24 protein-coding genes, 4 tRNA genes and 4 pseudogenes are annotated in these 21567 nt (G+C 65.0%); 14 read left to right on the top strand and 18 right to left on the bottom strand.

Annotation, left to right across the window (positions count from 1 at the left end; all coding sequences use genetic code 11):
• Positions 1–210 precede the first annotated feature (210 nt).
• Positions 211–1173, top strand: a complete 963-nt coding sequence (locus KO481_RS31415; RefSeq protein WP_215922066.1) for an MBL fold metallo-hydrolase — start codon at positions 211–213, stop codon at positions 1171–1173.
• A 117-nt stretch (positions 1174–1290) separates the two neighbouring features.
• Here KO481_RS31415 and KO481_RS31410 read toward each other — a convergent pair whose 3' ends face one another.
• The 3 genes from KO481_RS31410 to KO481_RS31400 all read right to left on the bottom strand — a co-directional run bounded on the left by KO481_RS31410 (position 1291) and on the right by KO481_RS31400 (position 3919).
• Positions 1291–2004 carry a hypothetical protein gene (locus KO481_RS31410; protein ID WP_215922065.1) on the bottom strand — a complete coding sequence of 238 codons (714 nt, stop codon included), beginning with the start codon at positions 2002–2004 and terminating at the stop codon, positions 1291–1293.
• Positions 2005–2547: 543 nt separating this feature from the next.
• Positions 2548–3090 (bottom strand): alpha/beta hydrolase, encoded by a 543-nt coding sequence (locus KO481_RS31405; protein ID WP_215922064.1) that lies wholly within the window; start codon positions 3088–3090, stop codon positions 2548–2550.
• Between the two features lie 463 nt (positions 3091–3553).
• Positions 3554–3919, bottom strand: a complete 366-nt coding sequence (locus KO481_RS31400) for a hypothetical protein (RefSeq protein WP_215922063.1) — start codon at positions 3917–3919, stop codon at positions 3554–3556.
• A 191-nt stretch (positions 3920–4110) separates the two neighbouring features.
• On the opposite strand from KO481_RS31400, the gene KO481_RS31395 reads away from it, so the two are divergent.
• Positions 4111–4890 (top strand): CHAD domain-containing protein, encoded by a 780-nt coding sequence (locus tag KO481_RS31395; protein WP_308166833.1) that lies wholly within the window; start codon positions 4111–4113, stop codon positions 4888–4890.
• Between the two features lie 356 nt (positions 4891–5246).
• On the opposite strand, the gene KO481_RS43525 is transcribed toward KO481_RS31395, so the two are convergent.
• A complete protein-coding gene (locus KO481_RS43525; RefSeq protein WP_085998611.1) occupies positions 5247–5402 on the bottom strand; it encodes a DUF6131 family protein in 156 nt (51 codons plus the stop codon).
• Positions 5403–5739: 337 nt separating this feature from the next.
• Here KO481_RS43525 and KO481_RS31390 point away from each other — a divergent pair, with 337 nt between their 5' ends.
• The gene (locus KO481_RS31390; protein WP_215922062.1) at positions 5740–6948 is read left to right on the top strand and encodes an AI-2E family transporter; all 1209 of its coding nucleotides are present in this window, start codon (positions 5740–5742) and stop codon (positions 6946–6948) included.
• Positions 6949–7016: 68 nt separating this feature from the next.
• Here the strand turns inward: KO481_RS31390 and KO481_RS31385 are convergent, their stop codons facing one another.
• Together KO481_RS31385 and KO481_RS31380 are read right to left on the bottom strand one after the other, a co-directional pair.
• Positions 7017–7838 (bottom strand): DUF1206 domain-containing protein, encoded by an 822-nt coding sequence (locus tag KO481_RS31385; protein WP_215922061.1) that lies wholly within the window; start codon positions 7836–7838, stop codon positions 7017–7019.
• Positions 7839–8209: 371 nt separating this feature from the next.
• Positions 8210–8383 (bottom strand): CsbD family protein, encoded by a 174-nt coding sequence (locus tag KO481_RS31380; protein WP_215922060.1) that lies wholly within the window; start codon positions 8381–8383, stop codon positions 8210–8212.
• A 402-nt stretch (positions 8384–8785) separates the two neighbouring features.
• Here KO481_RS31380 and KO481_RS31375 point away from each other — a divergent pair, with 402 nt between their 5' ends.
• From KO481_RS31375 to KO481_RS31365, 3 genes and pseudogenes are all read left to right on the top strand, one after another.
• Complete coding sequence (locus KO481_RS31375) at positions 8786–9085, top strand: hypothetical protein (RefSeq protein ID WP_215922059.1); 300 nt, start codon at positions 8786–8788, stop codon at positions 9083–9085.
• 178 nt (positions 9086–9263) lie between these two features.
• A pseudogene (locus KO481_RS44920) lies at positions 9264–9655 on the top strand (DJ-1/PfpI family protein).
• 167 nt (positions 9656–9822) lie between these two features.
• Positions 9823–10083: a hypothetical protein gene (locus KO481_RS31365; protein ID WP_215922058.1), complete on the top strand. Its 261-nt coding sequence runs from the start codon at positions 9823–9825 to the stop codon at positions 10081–10083.
• Between the two features lie 65 nt (positions 10084–10148).
• Here KO481_RS31365 and KO481_RS31360 read toward each other — a convergent pair whose 3' ends face one another.
• From KO481_RS31360 to KO481_RS31345, 4 genes are all read right to left on the bottom strand, one after another.
• Positions 10149–10319, bottom strand: coding sequence for a hypothetical protein (locus KO481_RS31360; protein WP_215922057.1), 171 nt, complete (start codon positions 10317–10319; stop codon positions 10149–10151).
• A gap of 4 nt (positions 10320–10323) precedes the next feature.
• Positions 10324–10557 carry a hypothetical protein gene (locus KO481_RS44915; protein ID WP_372452153.1) on the bottom strand — a complete coding sequence of 78 codons (234 nt, stop codon included), beginning with the start codon at positions 10555–10557 and terminating at the stop codon, positions 10324–10326.
• A 57-nt stretch (positions 10558–10614) separates the two neighbouring features.
• Positions 10615–10998, bottom strand: a complete 384-nt coding sequence (locus KO481_RS31350; protein ID WP_215922056.1) for an anti-sigma factor antagonist — start codon at positions 10996–10998, stop codon at positions 10615–10617.
• A gap of 340 nt (positions 10999–11338) precedes the next feature.
• On the bottom strand, positions 11339–11839 hold the full coding sequence (locus KO481_RS31345) for a DUF6328 family protein (RefSeq protein WP_215922055.1): 501 nt from the start codon (positions 11837–11839) through the stop codon (positions 11339–11341).
• Positions 11840–11996: 157 nt separating this feature from the next.
• On the opposite strand from KO481_RS31345, the pseudogene KO481_RS44510 reads away from it, so the two are divergent.
• Together KO481_RS44510 and KO481_RS31340 are read left to right on the top strand one after the other, a co-directional pair.
• Positions 11997–12184, top strand: a pseudogene (locus KO481_RS44510) (LLM class F420-dependent oxidoreductase); the annotation flags it as partial.
• Between the two features lie 34 nt (positions 12185–12218).
• Positions 12219–12794, top strand: a complete 576-nt coding sequence (locus KO481_RS31340; RefSeq protein ID WP_215922054.1) for a hypothetical protein — start codon at positions 12219–12221, stop codon at positions 12792–12794.
• Here the strand turns inward: KO481_RS31340 and KO481_RS31335 are convergent.
• The gene (locus KO481_RS31335) at positions 12743–13165 is read right to left on the bottom strand and encodes an ATP-binding protein (RefSeq protein WP_215922053.1); all 423 of its coding nucleotides are present in this window, start codon (positions 13163–13165) and stop codon (positions 12743–12745) included. The genes KO481_RS31340 and KO481_RS31335 overlap by 52 nt on opposite strands.
• A 136-nt stretch (positions 13166–13301) precedes the next feature.
• The gene (locus KO481_RS31330) at positions 13302–13979 is read right to left on the bottom strand and encodes a PAS and ANTAR domain-containing protein (protein WP_215922052.1); all 678 of its coding nucleotides are present in this window, start codon (positions 13977–13979) and stop codon (positions 13302–13304) included.
• A 717-nt stretch (positions 13980–14696) separates the two neighbouring features.
• On the opposite strand from KO481_RS31330, the gene KO481_RS31325 reads away from it, so the two are divergent.
• Together KO481_RS31325 and KO481_RS31320 are read left to right on the top strand one after the other, a co-directional pair.
• On the top strand, positions 14697–15107 hold the full coding sequence (locus KO481_RS31325; RefSeq protein ID WP_215922051.1) for a hypothetical protein: 411 nt from the start codon (positions 14697–14699) through the stop codon (positions 15105–15107).
• The gene (locus KO481_RS31320) at positions 15104–15928 is read left to right on the top strand and encodes an RNA polymerase sigma factor SigF (RefSeq protein ID WP_245401711.1); all 825 of its coding nucleotides are present in this window, start codon (positions 15104–15106) and stop codon (positions 15926–15928) included. The genes KO481_RS31325 and KO481_RS31320 overlap by 4 nt, the downstream gene beginning before the upstream one ends.
• Positions 15929–16287: 359 nt before the next feature.
• Here the strand turns inward: KO481_RS31320 and KO481_RS31315 are convergent, their stop codons facing one another.
• The 3 genes and pseudogenes from KO481_RS31315 to KO481_RS31300 all read right to left on the bottom strand — a co-directional run bounded on the left by KO481_RS31315 (position 16288) and on the right by KO481_RS31300 (position 17839).
• The gene (locus KO481_RS31315) at positions 16288–16836 is read right to left on the bottom strand and encodes a sigma-70 family RNA polymerase sigma factor (protein WP_308166831.1); all 549 of its coding nucleotides are present in this window, start codon (positions 16834–16836) and stop codon (positions 16288–16290) included.
• A gap of 256 nt (positions 16837–17092) precedes the next feature.
• Positions 17093–17561: pseudogene (cas1, locus tag KO481_RS43510) on the bottom strand (CRISPR-associated endonuclease Cas1).
• Between the two features lie 203 nt (positions 17562–17764).
• Positions 17765–17839 (bottom strand) — tRNA-Val (locus KO481_RS31300).
• Positions 17840–18192: 353 nt separating this feature from the next.
• Between KO481_RS31300 and KO481_RS31295 the strand changes: the two genes are divergently transcribed.
• The 4 genes and pseudogenes from KO481_RS31295 to KO481_RS44910 form a co-directional block, all read left to right on the top strand.
• Positions 18193–18265 (top strand) — tRNA-Gly (locus KO481_RS31295).
• 23 nt (positions 18266–18288) lie between these two features.
• Positions 18289–18359: transfer RNA gene (locus KO481_RS31290), tRNA-Cys, on the top strand.
• A gap of 21 nt (positions 18360–18380) precedes the next feature.
• Positions 18381–18455, top strand: a tRNA-Val gene (locus KO481_RS31285).
• Positions 18456–18634: 179 nt separating this feature from the next.
• Positions 18635–18901, top strand: a pseudogene (locus KO481_RS44910) (DDE-type integrase/transposase/recombinase); the annotation flags it as partial.
• Between the two features lie 212 nt (positions 18902–19113).
• Here KO481_RS44910 and KO481_RS31275 read toward each other — a convergent pair.
• Genes KO481_RS31275 through KO481_RS31265 form a run of 3 tightly spaced genes read right to left on the bottom strand, consistent with a single transcriptional unit; the run spans position 19114 to position 21405 of the window.
• Complete coding sequence (locus KO481_RS31275; protein WP_215922048.1) at positions 19114–20775, bottom strand: hypothetical protein; 1662 nt, start codon at positions 20773–20775, stop codon at positions 19114–19116.
• Positions 20776–20779: 4 nt separating this feature from the next.
• On the bottom strand, positions 20780–21073 hold the full coding sequence (locus KO481_RS31270; protein ID WP_215922047.1) for a WXG100 family type VII secretion target: 294 nt from the start codon (positions 21071–21073) through the stop codon (positions 20780–20782).
• The gene (locus KO481_RS31265) at positions 21070–21405 is read right to left on the bottom strand and encodes a WXG100 family type VII secretion target (RefSeq protein WP_215922046.1); all 336 of its coding nucleotides are present in this window, start codon (positions 21403–21405) and stop codon (positions 21070–21072) included. Before KO481_RS31265 ends, KO481_RS31270 begins: the two co-directional genes overlap by 4 nt.
• Positions 21406–21567: the final 162 nt, after the last annotated feature.

The raw sequence follows: 21567 nt of genomic DNA, 5'->3' as shown, positions 1-21567 counted from the left end.
ACGGTCAGCCGTCGAAACCGCTTCACCGACAACGAAATCGAACAGCTTCTCGACATAGTCGACCCGATGTACTACTACATCACCGCCGGACGAAACTAGATGACCTCGACGAAAACCACACATTCGGGACCGGAGCGCCACCGAAGGAGCCGGTTGGTCGCCGACGAATCCTGACCGCCGCACACGCCCGGTCGCGCGCACAATGGACCGATGTCCGCTCTATCGACGGTGCTCGATCCGCTCCGGCACACCGCTGACTATGCGCGGTATTTCCTCAACAAGAGCGCTCGCGACCGTGAGGATGCGCAGGCATTGCACGAACTCGAGGCCCGGCCTCTGACGCTGCCGACGGGTATGGAACTCCAATGGCTGGGCACCGCCGGATACCGGATGACATACGAGGATCGGACCCTGCTCGTTGATCCATTCCTAACCCGGGTTCCGCTGTCGACGGTCGTGCGCCGCCGCACCGCGCTCCCCGATCCCGCGTCGATCGACCGCTTTCTACCCGATCCGGGAACGGTAGCAGGAATCGTTGTGGGACATGGTCATTGGGATCACGCATTGGATGCGCCGGAGCTCGCGCGCCGCTTCGGATGCGCGGTCTATGGCTCGCAATCGGTGCACAACCTCATGGATCTGCACGGACTCGGCGATCGGGGCGTGGTGGTAGAACCGTACCGCCGCTACGAGCTCGGACCGTTTACGGTGACCTTCGTGCCGAGCGTGCATTCGAAGATCCCCTTCGGCACCCGTATCCCCTCCCCCGGCGACACCAGTTGCGAATCCCTGGCCGCGCTCTCGCCCATGGCCTACGGCTGCGGACAGACCTGGGGCATCCACATCGCGGTGGCCGGTATCGAGATCTATCACCAGGGCAGCGCCGACCTCATCGACGAGGCGATCCGGCACCGGGATGTCGACATCTTTCTCGCCGGGGTTGCCGGGCGGTCAGTGACACTGGACTACTGGCACCGGATCCTGACCAGGTTGCGTCCTGCCATCGTTGTGCCGATGCACTACGACGATTTTCTCCGGCCATTGGACGCGCCGATGGGATTCACGGTCGATATCGCGCTGGCCTCGGTACCCGACGAGATCGGCGCCGTGAGCCACGCGATCGATGTGATAGCCCTGCCGGTGATCAGCTCCCGCGAACCGGGCACCCGATGAGCAGACGAGCCGAACGAGCTGCCGGTCGATCGCCGATGCGAGCGCCGCCGACCAAATCCTCGACAGCCTCGCCCACTACTGCCACAAACTTACGGCGCTGAACAACGACTCAGCACACTAGCCGGACCCCACGTCCTTGCGCGCGTGCGCGACGAATTTGTCGATCGCTGTGTCGCCGACGAACCTGTCGATGGCGGCAGCGCCCGCGGCGGCGACTCGCGGCCAGTCCGCATCGGTCACGATGTCGTGGTTGTGGGCGTAGGCGAGGGTCGCACCGAGGGAGTCCGGCGCCTCCCACAGGGCCCGTTGAGCCGCGAGCATGTCGTCGAGTTCGGGGTCCATCGAGCTGCTGACGATTTGCAGTGAACCATAACTCCGCTCGTAGGGAGCAAGACCGGCATGAACCTGGGCGACCGCGGCGTCCAGGCCCGCGCGATTCGGAGGTGTGCGCTGCAATGCCGCTTTCACTCCACCCAGTTGCACCTCGAGATCGGAGAAGGCGACGACGAAATCCGAATAGCCACGCACCCGATCGGCCCGTATCGCCTGTTCCCGCGCAAGTCTCTCCTGCCGGTCGAGCTGGGTTCCGGCGACATGCACGGACGCCCACGCGGACACGCCGGCCGACACCAGCGCCGCCACAGCGGCCAGGATCGCGACCGCCAGCGCGTAATGCCCGTTGCGCAAGGCAACTTGGATCTCCGGCCGGATCCGGTCCGGCGCGGAGTCGGATTGCGCGGACTCGGATTGTTCAGCGTCCCGCGACTGTTCGGGATCCCGCGCGGGTGCGGCCTCCGCCGCCGGTTGAGGTCGAGCATCGTCGGTCGCCACGAGGTGAACTTCCTCCCATCATCCGAGAGCACCCGATACCGCACTGAGCCGCACCACGAATCCTCCTTCAGCCGCGCCGCGAAACGTAGTTCCCACGGCGGCGTGCCGCCCAGCAATCGGGCCCGGGCAGACCGCGGAGGGTTACCCCGACTACCCGGTACTTCGCCCTCAACGGCACCGATCACCGCACTCACGCCGAGCAGGACACCGCGATCGGCGACTACATCCGCTGGCGCGACCAGCGCACCGGACCCCATCCGAGACTTCGCCGACGGTTCCGAGATCCGGTGGCCGGATTACCCAACCGAGTTTGTCTGACGAGGCTCCGCCCGGCAGCCGGCGCCGACGGTGAACACATCTCCTTCGGGGTGCACGTGGTGACAGATCTGATTCCACCCCCGCGGTAGCGCGCTCGCCGCCGGAGTCGACATCGACAAGGTAGTGCAGGCCAAGGTCCTGGGTGCGGTCGTAGTGCAGCACACCGGCTTTGGCGGACTCGAACAACCGCTTGATGTTCCCCCGGTCAAGCCGGGTTCCTCACGATCAGCGGGGTGGGAGGATGGTGGTGAGGAAGGATTGCATGTCGGACCAGGCCGCGTCCACGATGCCCTGGTGGTCGGCGTTGTAGGGGTGGAATCGATAGTCGACGCCGCTGGCCTGGAATCCGGCCAGCAGGGCCAGGCTTGTGGGGATGGGGACGGACAGGTCGGCGGCGCCGTGGCCCAGGAAGATCGGCTGGCGGTAGCCGGCGGTGGGGACCACGGTGTACTTTCGCAGCCGGTCCACGAACGGGCCCGAGGAGAGTGGGCGGGCAAGTATCGAGCCGAAGGATTCCGGACCCACCTCTTTGGTCCAATCCAGTACGCACGCCGTGCGCAGCCTGGTCAGGAGATTCGTACCGGCTGGTGTGAGGTAGGCGTTGAAGTCGAAATCCGGTTGCGCGACCTGGAATCCGACCAAGACCGCGGAGAAGATTCCGACGAAATCGGCGGTGCCGGGGATGGCGGGCAGGCCCGGGCCCGCGAGGGGGAGAACATTATCGATATTCGACGCGGACGCGAGCGCGACGGTGCCGCGGAAATCCAACTCCGGCGCAGAGCATCCGAGCGCGCCTACGCGCCGCCGACGAAGCCGCCGCAACCGAGGCCGACCACAGCACCGACATCTACACCCAGCAGCATGCTCTCGACGCCGAGCGCGCCGCGGCCGAGAAGATGCGGCAACTACCCACAGTGCGTCGCAGCCCCGACAAACCAAACAACCACTGACAGCCAGGGCGTCAGCACCAGCGAGCTCGGGACTCAGCATTCTATTACTGATAAGGGCCCGAAGCGACAAACACAGGGGCGGCAGCGGGATGTGTCCCGCCGATGAGCGTCGCGCACAAATGGCCTTCTCTTCCAGCGACGATCACGTGAAAGGATGTGTGCACCATGCACTCTGGCGGCTGTTTGTGCGGCGACCACATCAGTGCTCTTACTTCCCGAGCCCCGGACAGCCGCAGAACCCTCGAGACCAACGGCAGGGGTTATGGGACAGCTGTCCGGGATCAGTCTCCCGCGGTGTCTCCTGACTTCGAGTCCGGATCGACCTTGTCCGCGCGCTTCCACTCCTTGTCCAACTCGGTTCGCGAATCCGCCGCCTCGCTGCGATGCACGTGCGCCTGCTGGGCAAGCTGCTCGGCCTGCGCGGCCTTGACCTCGGCTTCGGCCTTTGCGGCCCGGCTCCGGGCAGCGGTCTCCTCCGCTCGCGCCTGCCGCTGACCGACCTCGAATTCCTGTTCGGCCGCGCGGTCGCGGATCCCCTCAGCTTGGACCCGCTGGTATTCGCGCCGTTTGCGCATCAACACCCAGGCCACAAGCAGAACGACCACAACCACGACGACGATGATCACGATCACAATGGTGGTGCTCATCTTTCGACTCCTCGCACTCTTCCCCCGCTACCCTAACGCCACCGCATTACCCACGAACTGGGAAAATAAGCGATCAGACCCCAGCCGACCCGGACCCGCATCCAGCCGGTCGGCCATCGGCCGGATTGCGGGACCGGCTCGCCGACGCAGGCGCACGCAAGTCGAACTATCCCTCGAAGCTGTCTCACGTCGTGCCGAAGCGATCCGGACCGGCCGCCGCCACCAGCTCCCGAGCCGAACGTGCCGTGCACGAATACATGACGACGCAGATCGACCTGATCCTCGCCGGCGACATCGGGCTCCGCCGAGGCGAGGAGCCAATCCACGACACCCGTGTCGCGACCCGGCGACTCCGCAGCACGCTACGCGTGTTCGGCACGCTGCTAAACCACTCCGCCATCGCCGAGACCGACAACGAGCTGAAATGGTACGCAGCGCTTCTCGGCGACATCCGCGATTGCCACGTCCAACGCCGGCGCCTCGCCGATGAGATCAACACCCTACCGCCCGAACTCGTCTTGGGTCTCGTCGCTGCGCGGATCGAGGCGACACTACTGGCTCGGCAGTTGCCGAGCCGCAATGCTCTCGCGCAGGCAATGAACTCACCCCGCTACCTGCAACTGCTCGCGACCCTGCAGACATGGAAATCACAGCCGCCGTTCGAGCGAGGGATCCGTCGGCGCCAACTCGTGAAGCGGGCCCTCCGGGCCGCGGGCAAAGCCGACCGCCGGTTAGTGACCGCATTGCACGACCACCGACACGAATCGATGCACCGCGCGCGGAAAGCCGCCAAGCGCGCACGCTACGCCGCCGAATTACACAAGCCCGTTCGAAAGCCATCGGGTGCAAGGGCGAACATCAAGTACTACAAGAAGATTCAGCGCCTACTCGGCGACTACAACGACAGGAACGAGATACACGCCACCGAGGGCGCACGCCACAGTGTCGCGGTAATTGCCGCAGGCGAATAGGCACGGGCTCTGGCCGCAGCTGCCCCCTGGTTGTAGCGGTTGGCACCCCTTTTATCGCATTTCGATTACGCGAGTGCGGGTACTGAAATCGAACTTCATATGAAGTAGAGGAGACTCGGACGAGTAGAACGATAGTTCGAAACGAATGACCCCGACAGGCAACCGCCGACCGCGCGGGAGATCGCAGCCGAACTCGATCTCGGTGAGGTCACTCAGGCACTGATCGCGGCCAACGCGTTGTGGACCGAACTCTGACACCGGTCGACTACGGCCGATGCCGAGCGCGGTCAGCATGGCGACAGCATGGCGACAGCATGGCGGCGACCGGGATCAGAAGCGTGAACGCGATCCAGGGGTCAGTAGTAATGGCGTCGGCCACCGACCGCGCGTCCCATCGACCCCAACAGCAGTAACACGAGCCCGATGACCAGGACCACGATCCCGATCGTCCAGAGGATCGGGATACTGAATATGAACCCAACGATAAGGAGGATGACTCCGAGAACGATCATGGCTGCCTACCTGATTTCGCTACTGTACTCGAAGGGCCCGATAAACCCTCCGGTGCTATCGGTCATGTGCGCAGTGCCAGCACCACTCACTACGCCCACCCCAACCACGGCCACAGGAAAAACAAAGCCACGACGATCAATCCGATGGCCCACACATTCCAGTACACGCCTCAGGACAAGGGATGTACACCTCTGTTTATCAAAGTCGCAGCTCGACAGTGTACGTTTGGGCATCGGCGACCTTCGATGCTTTTCGACTGACGAGCGAGGGTGTGCCCCTTTCCGCCGACGGACATGATCGCTCCGCCGCATTCGCCCAACCCCGCGGATCCACGCCATGAACGAAGACAACGACCAAGGACGAACCAAGGAACGCCACACCCCGGACGAGGCGGAGCAGGGCCATAGCGGCCTGGTCGAGCAACCCCACACCACCGACGACGCCGGACCGATCACTACCGCGGAAGTGGCGGCGGCGCAGGCCAGCACGACGCAGAACCCGCTGGGCAAGCACGGGCGGCGATTCGATCCGCGATCACCGTTCATGGTCGGCATGGCAGGCGCGGCCGGAGTCGCGGTGACCTACGGCGCGATCCAAGCAGTGATCGCCGCCAGCCAAGTGCTGGTCTTGATCACCATCGCGCTGTTCCTGGCAATAGGTCTGGAACCCGCCGTCGCGTGGCTGGTTCGACCATGGTTTCCGCGATGGGCCGCCGTGACCGCGGTATTCGTGGTCGCGATCGGCTTGCTGGCCGGGTTCCTCGCGGCCGCGATACCTCCGCTGGTCACCCAAGGCAGCGCGCTGGTCCACCACGCTCCGGACTACCTCGACCATCTCGCGCGACGATATCCACTCATCGACACGCTCAACACTCGTTTCCATCTCCACGACCGAGTCCAGCACGGGCTCGGGTCCGATTCCTCGAAGCTGGCCGGTGGTGTCCTGGGGGCGGGCCGCCTCGTGTTCAGCATCGTCAGCGGCACGGTGATCGTCGCCGTGCTCACCGGCTACTTCATGGCCAATTTCGCACAGATTCGCGCCTCGATCTACCGGCTGTTTCCGCGTTCGCGCCGACCGCGAGCGATACTGATCGGCGACGAGATCTTCGTGAAGGTCGGCGGCTACATCCTCGGGAATTTGCTCATTTCGGTGATAACCGCGCTATTGACCTTCATCTGGCTGCTGATCTTCGACGTGCCCTACCCGCTGTTGCTGGCCGTCCTGGTCGCCGTCCTGGACTTGATCCCGGTGGTGGGTTCCACCATCGCCGGGATCATCGTGGCCCTGGTCGCGCTCACCGTATCCGTGCCCGTCACAGTGGCCACCGTCGTCTTCTTCATCGTCCTGCGGTTGTTCGAGGACTACGTACTCGTGCCCAGAATCATCGGCAGAACGGTCCGGGTGCCGGCGATTGTGACGGTGGTGTCGGTTCTGCTCGGCGGCGCGCTGCTCGGGATCGTCGGTGCCCTGCTCGCCATCCCGGTCGCCGCCGCGGTGCTGCTGATCATCAGTGAGACGGTCTTACCGTCCTTGGACGAGCGCTAGCTATCGGTGTTCGGCTCAACGAGGGGCGGCGGACAGTTCGTCCCGCTGCTAGCGGTCGCGACACCCGCTCACATTTTGGTATAGCGGGCCATGGCGAAGCTGTAGAGGCCGTAGGTGATGACTCCGAGGCTGGCGAGGATGAGCAATGCCGCGCCATAGGGTTGAGCCCCGAGGGTTTTGAGCGCACCGTCGAGCCCGGTGGCCTTGCCTGGCTCGGAATAGGCCGCGGCGACGACGACCAGCACCCCGGCACCGGCAATGACGAGCCCTTTGGCGATGTAGCCGACAGTGCCCAGTCGTCGTACGAGGTCGCTGGACTTCCCCTCGAGATCCTCGAGGAACTTGCGGCTGACCCCCTTGTAGACGTGGTATCCGCCAACCCCGACGACGATCACACCGACCGCGATGAGCGCGGCCGTCCCGGCGCCGGTCTGCATCAACCGTGCACTGATCCCCGAATTCTGGGCGCCGGTGGACTTGCCGGCACCCCGCGCAAATCCGAACGTGGAGAACGCGAACCCGAAATAGACCACCGCCAGGGCGAAAGCCTTGGCGCGATCCAGCGCTTCCGACGCCGCGCCCTGGGACTTGGGGTCGGTGGAGCGTCCTAGCGCGGTTTCGACGAGCCGCCACAGTCCCATCGCGAGGAATGCGGCGACAGCCACCCACAGTGCGACGGCGCCGCCCGGTTTGCCCGCCAATTCTCCCAAGGCTCCGGATTGATCGGCAGACCCGCCACCCCCGAGGGCGATCCGGATGGCCAGGTAGCCGATGACGAGGTGCAGCAGTCCGCTCACGACATACCCTGCGCGAGCCACCCGCTCGAAGACACCATTTTGGGCCAGCTGCGTTGCGGCGGAAGCCGAGTCATTATCAAATACTTTCGACATTGCGTCGCTCCTAACCGTCCCGATGAATGACCTACGGTCACCGCTGTGCGACATCTCGCCATGTGACTCGCTCGGCCACGACCAGCCCGACCCCCGGTGCCGGAGTCCGTGCCTTCACCGGGAAGGGGTCATTGGTGGGTCGGTTTGGTTGCGCACGGAAGCTTCGCGTGGCGGCGTCTGGCGGGGTTCGGATTCTTCTCGCGTGTCGCGTGTTTGGTTGACCGCGACCGCGTGCCCTGGGCAGGGATCGGAGTTCAGTAGACGCGCGAGGTGGGCGGTGAAATAGGCCGGCGGACAACGAGAACCGGTGCGCGTCGAGCGGATGACCTCGCCGGGTCATCCGCTCGCGATCGACGCCGGCGGGTGGCCGGTCAGTGTCGGAAGGCGTCCTTGACCTTCTCGCCCGCATCCTTGAGGTTGGACTTGGCCTGGTCGGCCTTGCCCTCGTTCTGCTTACCCTTGTCATCGGTAGCCTTGCCGACCTTCTCCTTGGCCTTACCACGGAGTTCCTCGGCCTTGTTCTTTGCCTTGTCTGCAGCGCCCATGATCGCTGCTCCTTTAGTTCGAAGGTGCCCGGCCTGCTATTTCCAGCCGGTCCTTTGACGGATAGCCCGCATTCGGGCAGCCAAACGAAGGCCCCGCCGACGACGGAGTGGTTCTCCCGGCACCGCTTGGTGATAACCGAAACGGCTAGGTTCACCGGCAGCGCCGGGCGAACGGGCCACGGGCCTGCAATCGCGATAGGGCCGACTGTCGTCGGGCCATCCCACAGAATGGTGCGCGGCGGAGGTAGGCACCGGAGATGTTTGACGAGAATCCTCTCGGTTATCCGGTGCGAGACGCGGGCGATCACCGCCGGCGTCGGTCGCCAGGCCGGCAACCGGCCGACGCCTCGCGGACCCGGGTCATTCGGGGCTTTGTGTACGAGAGCGGAAGGAAGCAAGTACATGTTGATGCTCACCCCCACGGCTATCGAGGCCGTTCGCACGATCACCTCCGCGCCGGGCTCGCCCGAGGGCTCCGGGCTGCGGATCTTCACCGCGGCGGGCGCCGACACGCTGCAGATCTCCGTCGCCGCGGCACCCGCCGAACAGGACCAGGTGCTGGCCTCTGAGGGGTCGCGGATCTTCCTGGACCCGGATATCGCCGCCCTGCTGGACGACAAGATCCTCGACACCGAAACCGATTCGAGCGGTAACGACACCTTCGTCGTGCTACCGCAGCAGGAGGGCGCCTCGGGCGATTGACTACCTTCGATCGTGGGCCGGGTCACCCCGCAGATTCCCAGAGCCCCCGATTGGGGCACCATGCCGACGCCAGCGCCGCCCGGGACACGTCCATCTGTCACCGTGCGCGCTCCCTGCTGCACGGCGATCGCCACGGCCCCGCTTCTAGTACACATCCAGCACGCGCCCAGCCGGCGGTATGGCCGGCCATGGCCGGCAGCAGCAAGGACGTATCGGCCTGGGGCCGATACGCACCCGCCATGCGAAAAAGCACCACGCTCGACGACATGGTCGTCCCCCGGGAACCGTGAACGCCGACAAGCTTCGCCGCGACGAGAAGGCCGTCGAGCTGGCGCGCGCATTCGCGGCCGCAGGTAGACCTGTCGCCGCCATCTGCCACGGGCCGTGGTGTTGATCGAGGCGGGACTGGTCGAAGGGCAGACCTTGACCTCGTACCCCTCACTGCAAACCGACATCCGCAATGCCGGCAGCCAATGGATGGTTCAGCAAGTGGTCGATTCCTCCGAGGGCGGCCGGCCCCTGATCACCTCCCGTATCCCGCGGATCTCGAGGCGTTCTCGGCAGCAGTAGCCGACGCGGCCTTTGCCACGGTCGCGAGCGGGTGCCCCGCCGAGCAGTGATCCGGCGAGCATTCAGTCCAGCGGACGCACCGACTGCTGGCATTGGCGGAACCGGCATGACACGCAGGGGAAGGCTCGAACCCGCCCGAACACCGGTTGGGGGTGAACAAGTACGGCATGACGCCGTGGGAACAGGCACATCCCCGGCCACTCGGTGAGCGACTTGCCGAGGAGCAGCTCGATCTCGCCGCAGCCGCAGCTGCACCCGAGCCGCCCGGGCAAGACGAGCTGGCGGAGGACTCACCGCGGGACGATCTCGTGGCCGACTTCCGCTGGCAAGACGCCGAGGGTCTCGACCCTGGCAGTTATGCAGACAGCCTCGGCATAGCCGCCGATGCACCCCGCGAGCCAGAGCAAATCCGGGACCCGCCCGACTGATCGCGGACCGGAACTACCGGTGCAGGCGCTGCAGATCAGCCGGTTCTCGGATGCCATCGTGTGTGCTACCAGCGATACCAGCGAGGGCGGCCCGTCCCGGTGTCAGCGGCACGGAATACGAACCCCAGTGCCCAGATCACCAGCACCGCAAGCGCGATCCACCAGAGCACCTTCACCGCGAACCCAACGCCGAAAAGGATCAACGCGAGCAAAAGTACGAGTAATAAAGCAATCATTTTCCTACCTCCTGCCACCCGACTTGCCCAGGACAGACCCGGCGGCCTCCTTCGCTTTTCCCTTTACGCCCTCAACGGTGCCTTCGACACCTTCCTGGACGCCACTCTTCTCGTGTTCGGACAAGACATTCACCTCCAGAAGTTCGTAATCGCTGACTTTTGCCGCGTACCCGGGGCTGCCTTGTCGAAACTGGCCCGGGACGATGGCGAGTATCAGGACGAGCAAGGGGATCATCATTGCCTCCTGGTGTCCGCCTACCCGTCCGCGGAGAGTTTTCACAGGCATTTTCGTTTGTCACCGAAGGTCCGGTGCCGCGGCCACCGCGGTGGCGATGCATGAGTAGACGGGTAGTTGGCCACCCAGACCTGCCACGTCGATCAGGCGCGTGACGACGGGCTGATTGCCCGCCAAGCGCAGCTCGATGCCGCGACTCCGGCACCGGTCGGCCTCGTCGGCCAAGACGGTGAATGCCCGGCAGCTGATGAAGCGCAGTCCGGTGGTTTCGACGACGAGCAGCCCCGGCGCGTCGGTCGCCTCGCACGCCTGACGCAACAGCCGCTGCCAGATTCGCAGGGTGTACGCATCGGCTTCTCCTTGAGGACGAAACACCACCGCGCTACCGCGACGAGCGATGACCGCGGACAGCCGAGCGCCGACATCCTCTTCGGGCTCAGCCACACAGGGAAGGATCGCTCGCGAGCGATCCGGGAAATGTTCGACGATTGGGCGCATCCTGCACTCCCGCTCGTGGGGCGCTACTGCGCCCGGACACAGGGCCGCCCCGTTGCCTCGAGACAGACCCGTCTCTCTTTCTTAGCATCGACGCACACGCCTGTACAGGGGCGTCGATACCAATCGTGGAATCGACGGGGCGTGCATGCGGTCGACACCGACAAGGTGATGGCAGCGCTGCGGCCACCCTGATCGCCAGCGGCCACCGCCCAGCAGCACCGAGATCACCGTGACCAGTGCTGGCACTTCGACCGTGCATCCGATAGTGCGTGCAGGGCGATCCGGGTCAGTGTGGATGCAGCCGCTGCCGCAGCGGATGGGCGCCCCTGACGGTGATGAACGATGCCGCGCAGGCCACACCGGCGATCACGGCGGCCACCGATCCGGCCACCGTGTCGAAGATCAACACGGCCACCCCGGTCAGCGCCAGACCCAGCAGTATCAGGCCCATCAGCGCGAAACGATGTCCCGCGCGCACGACGGTCTCGAGCCGGCGTCGGCGGAACAGCAGCCGGTGCGCGGCCACCAGGGCGGTCAGGAACACCGTCGCGGCGATCGACGCGGCGACGACGGCGAGGTACACCTCGCGCATCGACATGGAAAGGGTCGCGAAGCGCGCCTGGAACGGCAGCGTGAGCAGGAAACCGGGCAGCTGCACTCCGGTCTGCACCACCCGCAGTTCCTGCAGCAGCCCGGACAGGTTGCGGTCCAACTGTTCGGCCGGAGTTTCGTTGCGGGCCTGCCGATCCGGTTCGGCGGCCGGCCGATCGGAGTCGCACTCACCCATCGCCGCTTACCTCCGCCTGCAGGCGACCCGATACCGGATGGGCCCGCATAGCCTCGACAGGTCGCCCCCGTGGCCCGACCAGCGCACCGCGCTGCCCGCCCGCGAGCAGGGGTACTCACGTAGCGCGGGGGGTGCCGCGGCCGCATCCAGGATCATGGCCGGGTTCGAACATCTGTGGATCTCCGATCACGTCCATCCCGGCACGACGCCCAGGGCCACAGCCTCTTGGTCCGGGGCACCATAGGCGCACTCTCGCAGGCCACCGCATTGCCGGTCACCACGGCCGTGACCTGTCCGACGGTGCGCATGCATCTGGCGATCATCGCCCAGGCCTCGGCCACCGCTCGCGGACACCCCGCGGTCACAGTCTCGCGCACTGGTGGATGCGTTGCACGAGAACGACATCGGCGTGCGCATCATCACCGGGGACCACCCGGTGACCGCCGCCGCGATCGCGCACCAGTTGGGTATCGACACCGAAACCGTCACCACCGGAGCCGATCTGGACCGACTCGACGACGATGCCCAGGCCGCGCTCATCGAACGCAGCACTGTGTTCGCCGTGTCGGCCCACGCCAGAAGGTGCAGATCGTCACCGCTCTGCAGCGGGCGGGCCGGGTCGTGGCGATGGCCGGCGACGGCGGCAACGACGCGGCGGCCATCCGCACCGCCGATATCGGAATCGGAATTGCCACACGCGGATCCACCGACGCGCGGCCTGGTGATCACCCCGACAGATCTCATGATGGACAAGCTCATGATGCTCGAACCACACCAGCTCGACTTCATCGCACTGCTGCAGATCGCGTGGCAGCCGCGTGGGCACAGCGCAGCGGCGGGGGTGGACCGGAACGCGCAGCCGAAAGCCCGAGATCACAACGGGATCGGCGAGCCCGGCCTGCGTCAGCGGCGAAACCGCCCGCCTGCCCGGCCGAATTCGACCGTGACCGGATAGCCGCCGGCGACCTGGTCGAACGTGCCGACGTCCGCCTCGAAGGAATCGGTGATCGTGCGGATCACGTGCCAGCCGAACCCCTCTTGGTCGATGATCTCCCTGGTCGCGGCGATCGCGGTGATACACACCGCGATCCGGCCGTCATGGAACACGAAATCGCACTCGATCGTCGAGCCCCCGATCGCCGTGTCGATCAGACCGGTCGCGATTTCATCGATCGCCACCTGGATATCGGTAACCTCGTCGAGGGTGAGTTCGGCGATTAGCAGCACCGTCTCGGTCAGCGCACGCAGCATCGTGAGCTGCTCGTACTCGGCCGCCACCCGGACCCCCACAGTCGTCGCTGCACCGGATTGATCACTGCTGCCCACGACTCCCCTCCTTCCGGCATCCGTGCCGGCGTGCTGTGCTGCGACACGGACCATGTGCGGTCCCTCCTGTCAGGATCTCTCGGAACTCTCGTTGCAGACCGCATACCCCCGGCCGATACCCCGAAACGCCTCCGTCTCAGCGCCCCGCGACACGCTCGTGCACGGTCAGCAGCAAATGGTCGATACGGGTTCGCGGCTGTCCTACCCACTCCCCGCGCGACATCTCGGCAACGAGTTGCGCCGCGAGTGCTCGCACTTTGACGTTAGTTTCCTGGGAACGCCAGGTCAGCAGCCGGAACGCCGGTTCCGCGCCGAGCCCGTACACCACCATGAGCGCTCCCTTGGCCTGCTCGATCTCCGCGCGCGTCTCATACAGTTCCGGAAGTTCGTCATCGAGCGTCTGCTGCCGGTGCTCGGCCAGAACGCCGGTGACGTCGATGTAGTAACCGCCGGTCCCGACCACCCCAGCTCCCTCGGTGAAGCAGTCGCCGACCACGATCACCTCGTGCACCGTCCCGGCAGTGTCGATGATGCGGTGCCGGCTGGAGAACGGCTCGTTGTGCTGCAGCGCGCGGGCGATGGTCTGCGCGACCTGTGCCCGGTCCTCAGGATGCTTGTGCGACAGCAGCAGCTCGGTCGTCGGCCGCACCTGACCAGGCTCGTAGCCGTGCATGGCCGCTACCTCGTCGGACCACTCCCACCGCTGATCGGCGAACCAGAAGCGAAAAGCCCCGATATTCTGCGGCCGACCGGACCCGACAACCTCTTCCAGGATGTTGGCGTCACCGGCCGAGATATCTCCACAGTCGGTCATGACCCGAGTATCCTCCGTTCGGGAGCGCCAGGGCCAGTAGCCCGGCCCCGGTACCGGGGCCCGCGACCGTCAGGCGTGCAGTGCGGCGTGCACGCTCGGAGGAAAGCTGAACGGCCACCGCACCCCGTCAGTTCAGTACGCGCTCGACCCGGCGCGGGCCGGCCACCAGGTACATGTCCGCGCCGACGGCATCACAGGTGTGCTTGGCCACCGGCAGCCTGTTTCGCCCAATTCTCCACGTCCTCGGCAACACTTTCGAAACCTGCACGAGCACAGCTCTTTTCGTGTTCGGACAACACATTCCCCAGTGACGGATTCAACTGAGGATGTCGTCCAACACGGGCCCCAAGTACCGCACGCCGAAACACCGCGGGCCCGGGATTGCGGGCACCGGCGCTGGGTAACCGCCGGGCATGAGCATCACAACATCAGTCCCCTCCCCGCCGCGGCCCGTTCCGGACCCGTTCCCCTCGCCGGACCCCGTTCCGGAGCCGATCCCCCCGCCGGATCCTCCTGCACCCCAACCGATCCCGGAACCCTTCCCGCCCGATCCCCCACCGTCGCGACCCGATCCAGCGCCCCGCCCGCCACTGCCGCCGGTTCCCGGACCACCATGACCAGCGGCGGACTTCGGCGCGGTTCGCCGCCCGGCAGCCGAATCGGACGGACGCCAGACCATGCACGATTCACGGGCATCAACGTGTCCAGGCGGTGAAGATGGCAGAGACACCGCGCTGGTCGGTCGTGCAGATCGTGTTACGGGCCTGTCCGAAACACCTGACGCTGGTGCAGGCGATCGGCTTGACCATAGCGCCCCACGACGGATGCGCCGACTCCGGTCACACCTGGTTGCGAACTGCGATCGGCGAGGTAGTGACCTTGTCGATACTGGATGCCACACCGTGTTCGGCGGTGTATTGCGAACTAAGCCGCGAGCCGAAGGAAATCACGGTCCAGGTCCGCTCGACCGCCGAGAACGACCTGCGGTTCAGCCCGCATCAGCTGAGCTGGCACATGCTGCGCTCCCTCCTGCCGCCCGCAGCGATCTCGCAGGGACCTTTTGACGAGCGGGCCGGTGGGTACCCCACTGTCATCGGCTTCACGTGGAAACGAGAGGATCTCGAATGACACACGAACCGCTGACCGGCATGCCCCGCTCGCGGCACGGCCCCAACAGCTACGACAACATCGAACCCTGGTTCGACAAATTGGCCGGTTACAGCCCCGAGGATCCGCAACGCGAGGCGGCACGCTCCGAAATCATCCGGCTGTGCCTGCCACTGGCGGACCACATCGCCCGCCGGTTCATCGGCCGCGGCGAAGGCTACGACGACCTGCACCAGGTCGCCCGGCTGGGCTTGGTGCTGGCCGTGGACCGCTACGACGTCTCCCGCCGCACCTCGTTCCTGTCGTTCGCGATCCCGACCATGATGGGCGAGGTACGCCGATACTTCCGCGACGGCACCTGGGCCACCCGGGTCCCGCGCCGGCTCAAGGAGCTGCGGATGCGCCTGGGTCCGGCCACCGAGCGCCTGGCCCAGAAACTGCAGCGCATGCCCACCGCACGCGAGCTGTCCACCGAACTGGACACCGACATCATCGAGATCACCCAGGCCATGGTCGCCAGCAACGCCTACCGATCCGGCTCCCTCGACGAGGTCGTTGCCGACGACGACAACGACAACTGCCCCGCCGCAGCCCACCTGGGCGTCGAGGAACCCTGCTACGAGCTCACCGAGGACGCGATGGCGGTGCGACCGCTCATCGCGGAGTTGCCCGCGCGCGAGCGCCGCATCCTGATCATGCGGTTCTTCGAATCCAAGACGCAGACCCAGATCGCGCGCGCGATGAACATCTCCCAGATGCAGGTGTCCCGGATCCTGATGCAAACCCTGCGCCAGCTACGCGACGAGGCCCAATGCGAGAAACCCGGCCTCACCTACACCTGATCATTCCCGACCCGGACACCACCGCATGATCGAGACCACCCGATCGGCTCGTCTACTTCCTCCATGATCGGGAGCAGCTTCGGACCGGCGGTGGTGAGGCTCCGCCAAACCACAGGTCCCCACGGACCCAACTGAACTCCGATCGGATGTTCCAGCTTCAGCTCGGACATACCGATCACGGGCGCAGCAGTCACGATCGGAACGATCCCTTGGGTGACGACGGCAGTCATCCGGTCCGCGGTGCGGCAGGCTACCGAAACTACGCCGACGCGCACCGCCACGTCGATGACTCGAAGTCCGATGCACTCACGGCGGATCTCGCCGAGATCTATCAGCAGCTCGTGCCTCGGTCATTTCGGTCAGTAGCCGTCGGTGACGCCTTGGGCGATACAGGCGTCGCGGAGCGCTCGCAGCGCGTAGTACAGGCGTGACTTGACGGTACCTGGCGGAATGGCGAGTTCGGAGGCGATGTCGTTGATGGTGGCGCGGCGGTAGTAGGCGTGCACGATGACCTCTCGATGCTGGTAGCTGAGTGTCGCCAAAGCGCGCTGGACAATCCACGTGTCGGCTAGGCCAGCACAGGGGTCATCGAGTCCGCGGTCGAACCGGGCGCCGATATCTGTGGCAAATTCATGGCGTCGCTGGGCACATCGCAGCTCGTCATAGGCGAGATTGCGGGTCACGGTGAATAGCCAAGCGCCGATGCCCCGCACCGGCTCGTCCAGCAGTCCTGGTCGCTGCCACAGTTTGACCAGAGATTCCTGCACGATCTCGTCTGCACGGCCGTAATCGCCGACCAGACCGGCAGCGAAGCGGCGCAACGCGTGACGATACCGGCGGTCGACCGCATCGAGACGATCCAATCGACGGTAGCGGTCGGTCTGAGCAGGGACAGCGGCCGCAGTCACTCGATCACCACCGGCGGGCCGGGATCCCGAGTTCGATCGGGCAGTAGCCCGGACCGCAGCACGCAGGCATCGATCGTCGCGGGCACGCCGAATACCTGATTCATCACGCCTCACTCTGCCGATGACGGGACCTACAGTTCGGCAATACCCGCGATCCAGGCAGGCACACAATCCGGATCCGCTGCCCGCCCGGAATACGGAACGGTTGCCGCGATTGATACTGCGCGTGCGAGGCGGTGCTGCCACCTTTCATGGCTCACTCCTTGCTTGCTCGACTGCCGCTGCGCCGGCACTGTCGCGGGGTCGGTCGAGCGATGACACCCCGATTCGTGGGGTGGGCCATGGTATGCGTGGTCTTGATCTGGTCGCGGTTCGCCAGGGTGAGCACAAGACGGTCGACCAGCAGAGGTCGGAATTTCTCCATCAGGTCCAAAGCCAAGGCGGGCTTCGCTGGTCGAATGCCATGCAAATAGCCGAGATACGGGTCCAATCCGACTTGTTCCAGAGCACCGTGTACCGAGGACCGGAGCATGCCGTAACAGGCAGTTGAACGGATCGCAGGGTGGACGTCTGCTCCGTCCTGGACCGACGCTCGGCGCAATCGCGGGTAGTACTTGAAAGTAGTCCCGGGCGGCACGGCCCTCGATGCCAAGTGCCTCGTCGAGGGTTACAGCGGTACTCAGTGCCTGCAGTGCGCCTGCATGCCGGTCCGCGGTCTCGCGCAGGGTGGCCTGACGCTCGCCGGTGAGGTCCCGCGCGGATCGCCCCTGCGGGACGCTGATGCATCTTCAGGGCGTACCGATCGCAGTGATCGCGGCGTGGCTGGGGCACGTGGACCGCGCCTTCACGATGCGAACCTACATGCACAGCCAGAACGCTGAGCTGTTCGCCGCGGCGAAAACATTGGCTGGTCAAGACGGATTTTTCGTGGTGGTCCTAGCTGGTTTCGAACCAGCGACCTCTCGCGTGTGAGGCGAGCGCTCTCCCGCTGAGCTATAGGACCGTGTGCGGGTGTTCGGGTCGGAGGGGCTCCGTTCCGGACGAGATGGAACCTTAACACGCATCACCCTTGTCACACCAAATCGCGGCTCTACCTGGCGATTTTCAGTATCGCTCAGAGGTGGGCCGTTGGGGAGGGTGTGCCGCGGGCTGATGCCGGGTGCGGACACCGCCTAGGGGGTAAGGCTCGAAGGGCGGCACAGCGCCGGGCCTGCGGAAGCACAGTGATGTAATTCCGATTTACCCAACTTCTACCAGCGGATTTGTTGCTGACGCAGATCGTGGGCTAATGTTCTCTCTCGCAGCCGGAAGGGCCACCACGGGCCGGACGGAAGCAACTTGCACATTACAGTGCATGCGGATGTAGCGCAGCTGGTAGCGCATCACCTTGCCAAGGTGAGGGTCGCGGGTTCGAATCCCGTCATCCGCTCGAAGGCCAACCCGGCCTTGGTTGGCGGTGTGGCCGAGTGGTGAGGCAACGGCCTGCAAAGCCGTGCACACGGGTTCGATTCCCGTCGCCGCCTCGAAAGAGGCACCAAAGACCCGCGCGATTAGCTCAGCGGGAGAGCGCTTCCCTGACACGGAAGAGGTCACTGGTTCAATCCCAGTATCGCGCACCAGAAATGACAGGTCAGCCCCGGTTATCCGGGGCTGACCTGTTTCATGCCAGATTCGTGCCAGAAAGGGATCGCCGGTCAGTCACACTGGCCTTCATAGTTCCCCTCCACCGATTCTCGCGGTGAGGGAAGCCTCGGTTGAAATTGGCGATCGACGGACTAAGAGGTCCCGCACCTTACCCGCCCTGGACGACCACTCCCGACTGGCCTACACCGAAGCCCTCGACGACGAGAAGGGCGCCACCGCCGCGGACTGGTGGCTGCGAGCCGCCGGGTTCTTCGCCGAACACGGCATCACCCACATCCAGCGCGTGCTCACCGACAACGGCTCCTGCTACCGCTCCCGGAGCTGGGCCCACGCCCTGGAAACGACCGAGACCACACACAAGCGGACCAGCCCCTGCACGCCCCGCACGAACGGGAAAGTGGAGCGGTTCAACGGCATCCTGGCCCGGGCATGACAACCACGACCGGCCCCACGCCGGCATAGGCCATCGGCCGCCCGTCAGCCGCGTCCCGCCGCGCTCCTACCGGCTCACCGATAGCGGCATCGCCGTCCCGGTCCTACCGATCATCGGTCCCGAACAACTCGCCCTCGAGATCGACATCGAGGCACCAACGTCCTGAGACACCACAACTAGCCTCGCCGAGGCTATGTCATTCAGTTGCTGGCCGAATATGCTCCGCTGTTGACCATCCACTGGTTTGCCAGGTTGTAATGATCCTGTGCGCGGTTGGCGTAGCCCGCGACGCCGTGGTCGGCAAGCTTTCCCTCATTGATGAGGGTATTGACGTTGTAACTCGGATTGTCCTCGCCCACGTTGTACGCCGCGGCCAGGAATTGCGTGGGCGTCACCTGCAACCGCATGCTCGCCGGAATCCGGTTTTCGTATTCGTTCTGCAGGTTCCGGAGATCGTACGCGGTGGCCTTGATCGCGAGATCCTCGTTACCATCGAGATCCGACCAGCTCTGCCCCTGGAACTGGGCGGGGAACGCCGCCTTCACCCTGTTGAAGGTTGCCTCCTTCATATTGGTGAGCCCCAGCGAGTTGTTCCGGAGACCACTGGTGAGCCACCGGAAGTCGTCGTAGATTTCACCCGCGCCGGCCAGCGTGCGCGTGGCTCCCTCATTCAATACGATCGCCATCACCAGCCGCGGATCGATGCCCGCCGCATCTCCGTATTTGACCGCGGCCGCGATCCATGCCTTCAGGTGTGGGTCCGTACTGCCGAGCACGGCCAGATCGTCCGCGGTCAGTGTGGACGCGGGAGAATCCCAGGCGGCGAGCTTGTCGAGTTCACCGTCGAGGGTCTTGTTGTCGGCCGGGTTTCCGGACTCAGGCAGTATCGGCAACTGTGACAATGCCTTCAATTTCGGGAGGCTGTCGAACGTGTATGTAGCGAAGTCGGGATTGCTCAGCACGCTCGCCAGCGCACTGGCGTTGAAAGTGCTGTCGAAAGCTGTTGCCGCATTGCCGACATCACTGGCACTCAACGTACTACCCACCGAAACATCGACCGCGCCGTCGCCGATCGCGGTCGTAATGTTGTGCGCCTTGGGAAAGGCCGTGGATGCGGCGGAGGCGAGTTTCGTCCGGAGATCGACGAGATCGTCATGGTACGACTGCACCGCCGTGCCGAGTTGGCTGGCGGCACTGAAGATATCGGTGATTCCGTTCTGCAGAGCCCCCAGCGCCTCGGTGATATCGGGCACCTCCGGCGCCTGCACGGAGCCGAACGAATCGCTGAGCTGTTGCAGGGTGACGGGCGCCATCGAGACGGCTTCGTTGTTGATGAAGGAATTCCAGGCCGTGACGGCGTCGCCGAGCAGGTCTGTTCGCCCGTCGGGCGCCGTGGTCACGAGGTTCGACAGGGTGGGCGCCAGCAGCACGATTCCGGGACTGGTGCCCGAGGCCGAGCCGGGGGTCTGGGGAAGATCGAGTATGTACGACGATGCCCCCGCGTTCGGATCCGGTTTGACCGGCGGCGGACCCTTGCGGTGCTTCGGATCGACGCCGTTGTATTCGGCCATGTCCCAGTTGTATCCGGCGGCAGCGAGTACCCCACCGAAGTTGAGCAGCGCATCGCCGTAGAAAATGATTGCGGTCTGGATATTCGAGCTGAGCTCGTCGTACGCGGTGGCCCAACCGGCCGCCGCCGCGCATCCACCGGCCATGCCACCGGTCTTGCTCAGGCCGGGCGCCAGTATGTTGTCGACCGCGGACTGCAACTGTGTACGCAGGGTGGTCAACGACGTGGCGGCGTTGTGATACACCGAGGTATCGACGACCACTGCGGATTGTGATCCGTTCGAATTGCTCATCGGATCATCCCCGCAGCATTCGGCCGTTGACATCGATCACCCGGGTATACCGGCCGTGGGCCGATTGCGCGGCATCGCTCATGGCGGCCACACCCTCGGCGAATTCCCGGGCGTTGGGCTCCCATCGGCGATGCGCGTCGGTATAAGCCTGCGCCCCCGCGCTTTTCCAGATGCCCGGCAGGGATGCCACGCCGTCGTCGAGACCGTCCAGGTGCTCATGAATATATCCGGCGAGACCCTCGAGCCTGGTCACGATGTCATCGAGTCGATCGAGATCGACGGTCAACTCCGTACTCATCGCTCGATCCCCCGGATCCGATCACCGCTGCCGGCGTCATCGGTTCGATAGAAGTCCACGCTGACCCCGAGTTTCGCGGCCATATCGCACAGCGCGCTCAAAATCTGCTGCCCGCTCTCGTGGGTTTCGTTCCAGCCCGACGTGAATTCGGTCGCGGTGGGCCCCTTCCACCCGTTCTCCAGCAGATCGTCGACCTCGGTATGGACCGAATGCAATGCGGATTGCAATGTTTGGGCGATATCGGCAACCCTGTGGCCGTAAGCAAGGACTTTATCGGGAACGATATGAACTCCGAGATCCGATCCCGCAGTGTTCCCCCCTGTGGTATTCATTCACCGAGGATACGCCCCGGTGCATCACGCCGGAAGCGAATTTTTCGCGGTCTTGCGGGCCCGATCATGCTGCGCCACAGCATGACCCACACATCGGCCCGGGTTGATCATGACGGGATCGGGCCCAGCGACCGTACCGGGCCGGAAGATACGGCGAAAGGT

The organism is Nocardia albiluteola, from assembly GCF_018860155.1.
GTDB classification, from domain to species: Bacteria; Actinomycetota; Actinomycetes; order Mycobacteriales; family Mycobacteriaceae; genus Nocardia; species Nocardia albiluteola.
This window is presented reverse-complemented; position numbering and strand designations above follow the sequence as displayed.

Coding starts and splice junctions, on each gene's coding strand:
- KO481_RS31275 (WP_215922048.1), bottom strand. CDS start 20,775: ATGAGCAATTCGAACGGATCACAATCCGCAGTGGTCGTCGATACCTCG.
- KO481_RS31270 (WP_215922047.1), bottom strand. CDS start 21,073: ATGAGTACGGAGTTGACCGTCGATCTCGATCGACTCGATGACATCGTG.
- KO481_RS31265 (WP_215922046.1), bottom strand. CDS start 21,405: ATGAATACCACAGGGGGGAACACTGCGGGATCGGATCTCGGAGTTCAT.
- KO481_RS31400 (WP_215922063.1), bottom strand. CDS start 3,919: ATGAGCACCACCATTGTGATCGTGATCATCGTCGTCGTGGTTGTGGTC.
- KO481_RS31415 (WP_215922066.1), top strand. CDS start 211: ATGTCCGCTCTATCGACGGTGCTCGATCCGCTCCGGCACACCGCTGAC.
- KO481_RS31375 (WP_215922059.1), top strand. CDS start 8,786: ATGTTGATGCTCACCCCCACGGCTATCGAGGCCGTTCGCACGATCACC.
- KO481_RS31390 (WP_215922062.1), top strand. CDS start 5,740: ATGAACGAAGACAACGACCAAGGACGAACCAAGGAACGCCACACCCCG.
- KO481_RS31365 (WP_215922058.1), top strand. CDS start 9,823: ATGACGCCGTGGGAACAGGCACATCCCCGGCCACTCGGTGAGCGACTT.
- KO481_RS31345 (WP_215922055.1), bottom strand. CDS start 11,839: ATGGGTGAGTGCGACTCCGATCGGCCGGCCGCCGAACCGGATCGGCAG.
- KO481_RS31385 (WP_215922061.1), bottom strand. CDS start 7,838: ATGTCGAAAGTATTTGATAATGACTCGGCTTCCGCCGCAACGCAGCTG.
- KO481_RS31360 (WP_215922057.1), bottom strand. CDS start 10,319: ATGATTGCTTTATTACTCGTACTTTTGCTCGCGTTGATCCTTTTCGGC.
- KO481_RS31330 (WP_215922052.1), bottom strand. CDS start 13,979: ATGACCGACTGTGGAGATATCTCGGCCGGTGACGCCAACATCCTGGAA.
- KO481_RS31320 (WP_245401711.1), top strand. CDS start 15,104: ATGACACACGAACCGCTGACCGGCATGCCCCGCTCGCGGCACGGCCCC.
- KO481_RS43525 (WP_085998611.1), bottom strand. CDS start 5,402: ATGATCGTTCTCGGAGTCATCCTCCTTATCGTTGGGTTCATATTCAGT.
- KO481_RS31325 (WP_215922051.1), top strand. CDS start 14,697: ATGGCAGAGACACCGCGCTGGTCGGTCGTGCAGATCGTGTTACGGGCC.
- KO481_RS31380 (WP_215922060.1), bottom strand. CDS start 8,383: ATGGGCGCTGCAGACAAGGCAAAGAACAAGGCCGAGGAACTCCGTGGT.
- KO481_RS44915 (WP_372452153.1), bottom strand. CDS start 10,557: ATGATGATCCCCTTGCTCGTCCTGATACTCGCCATCGTCCCGGGCCAG.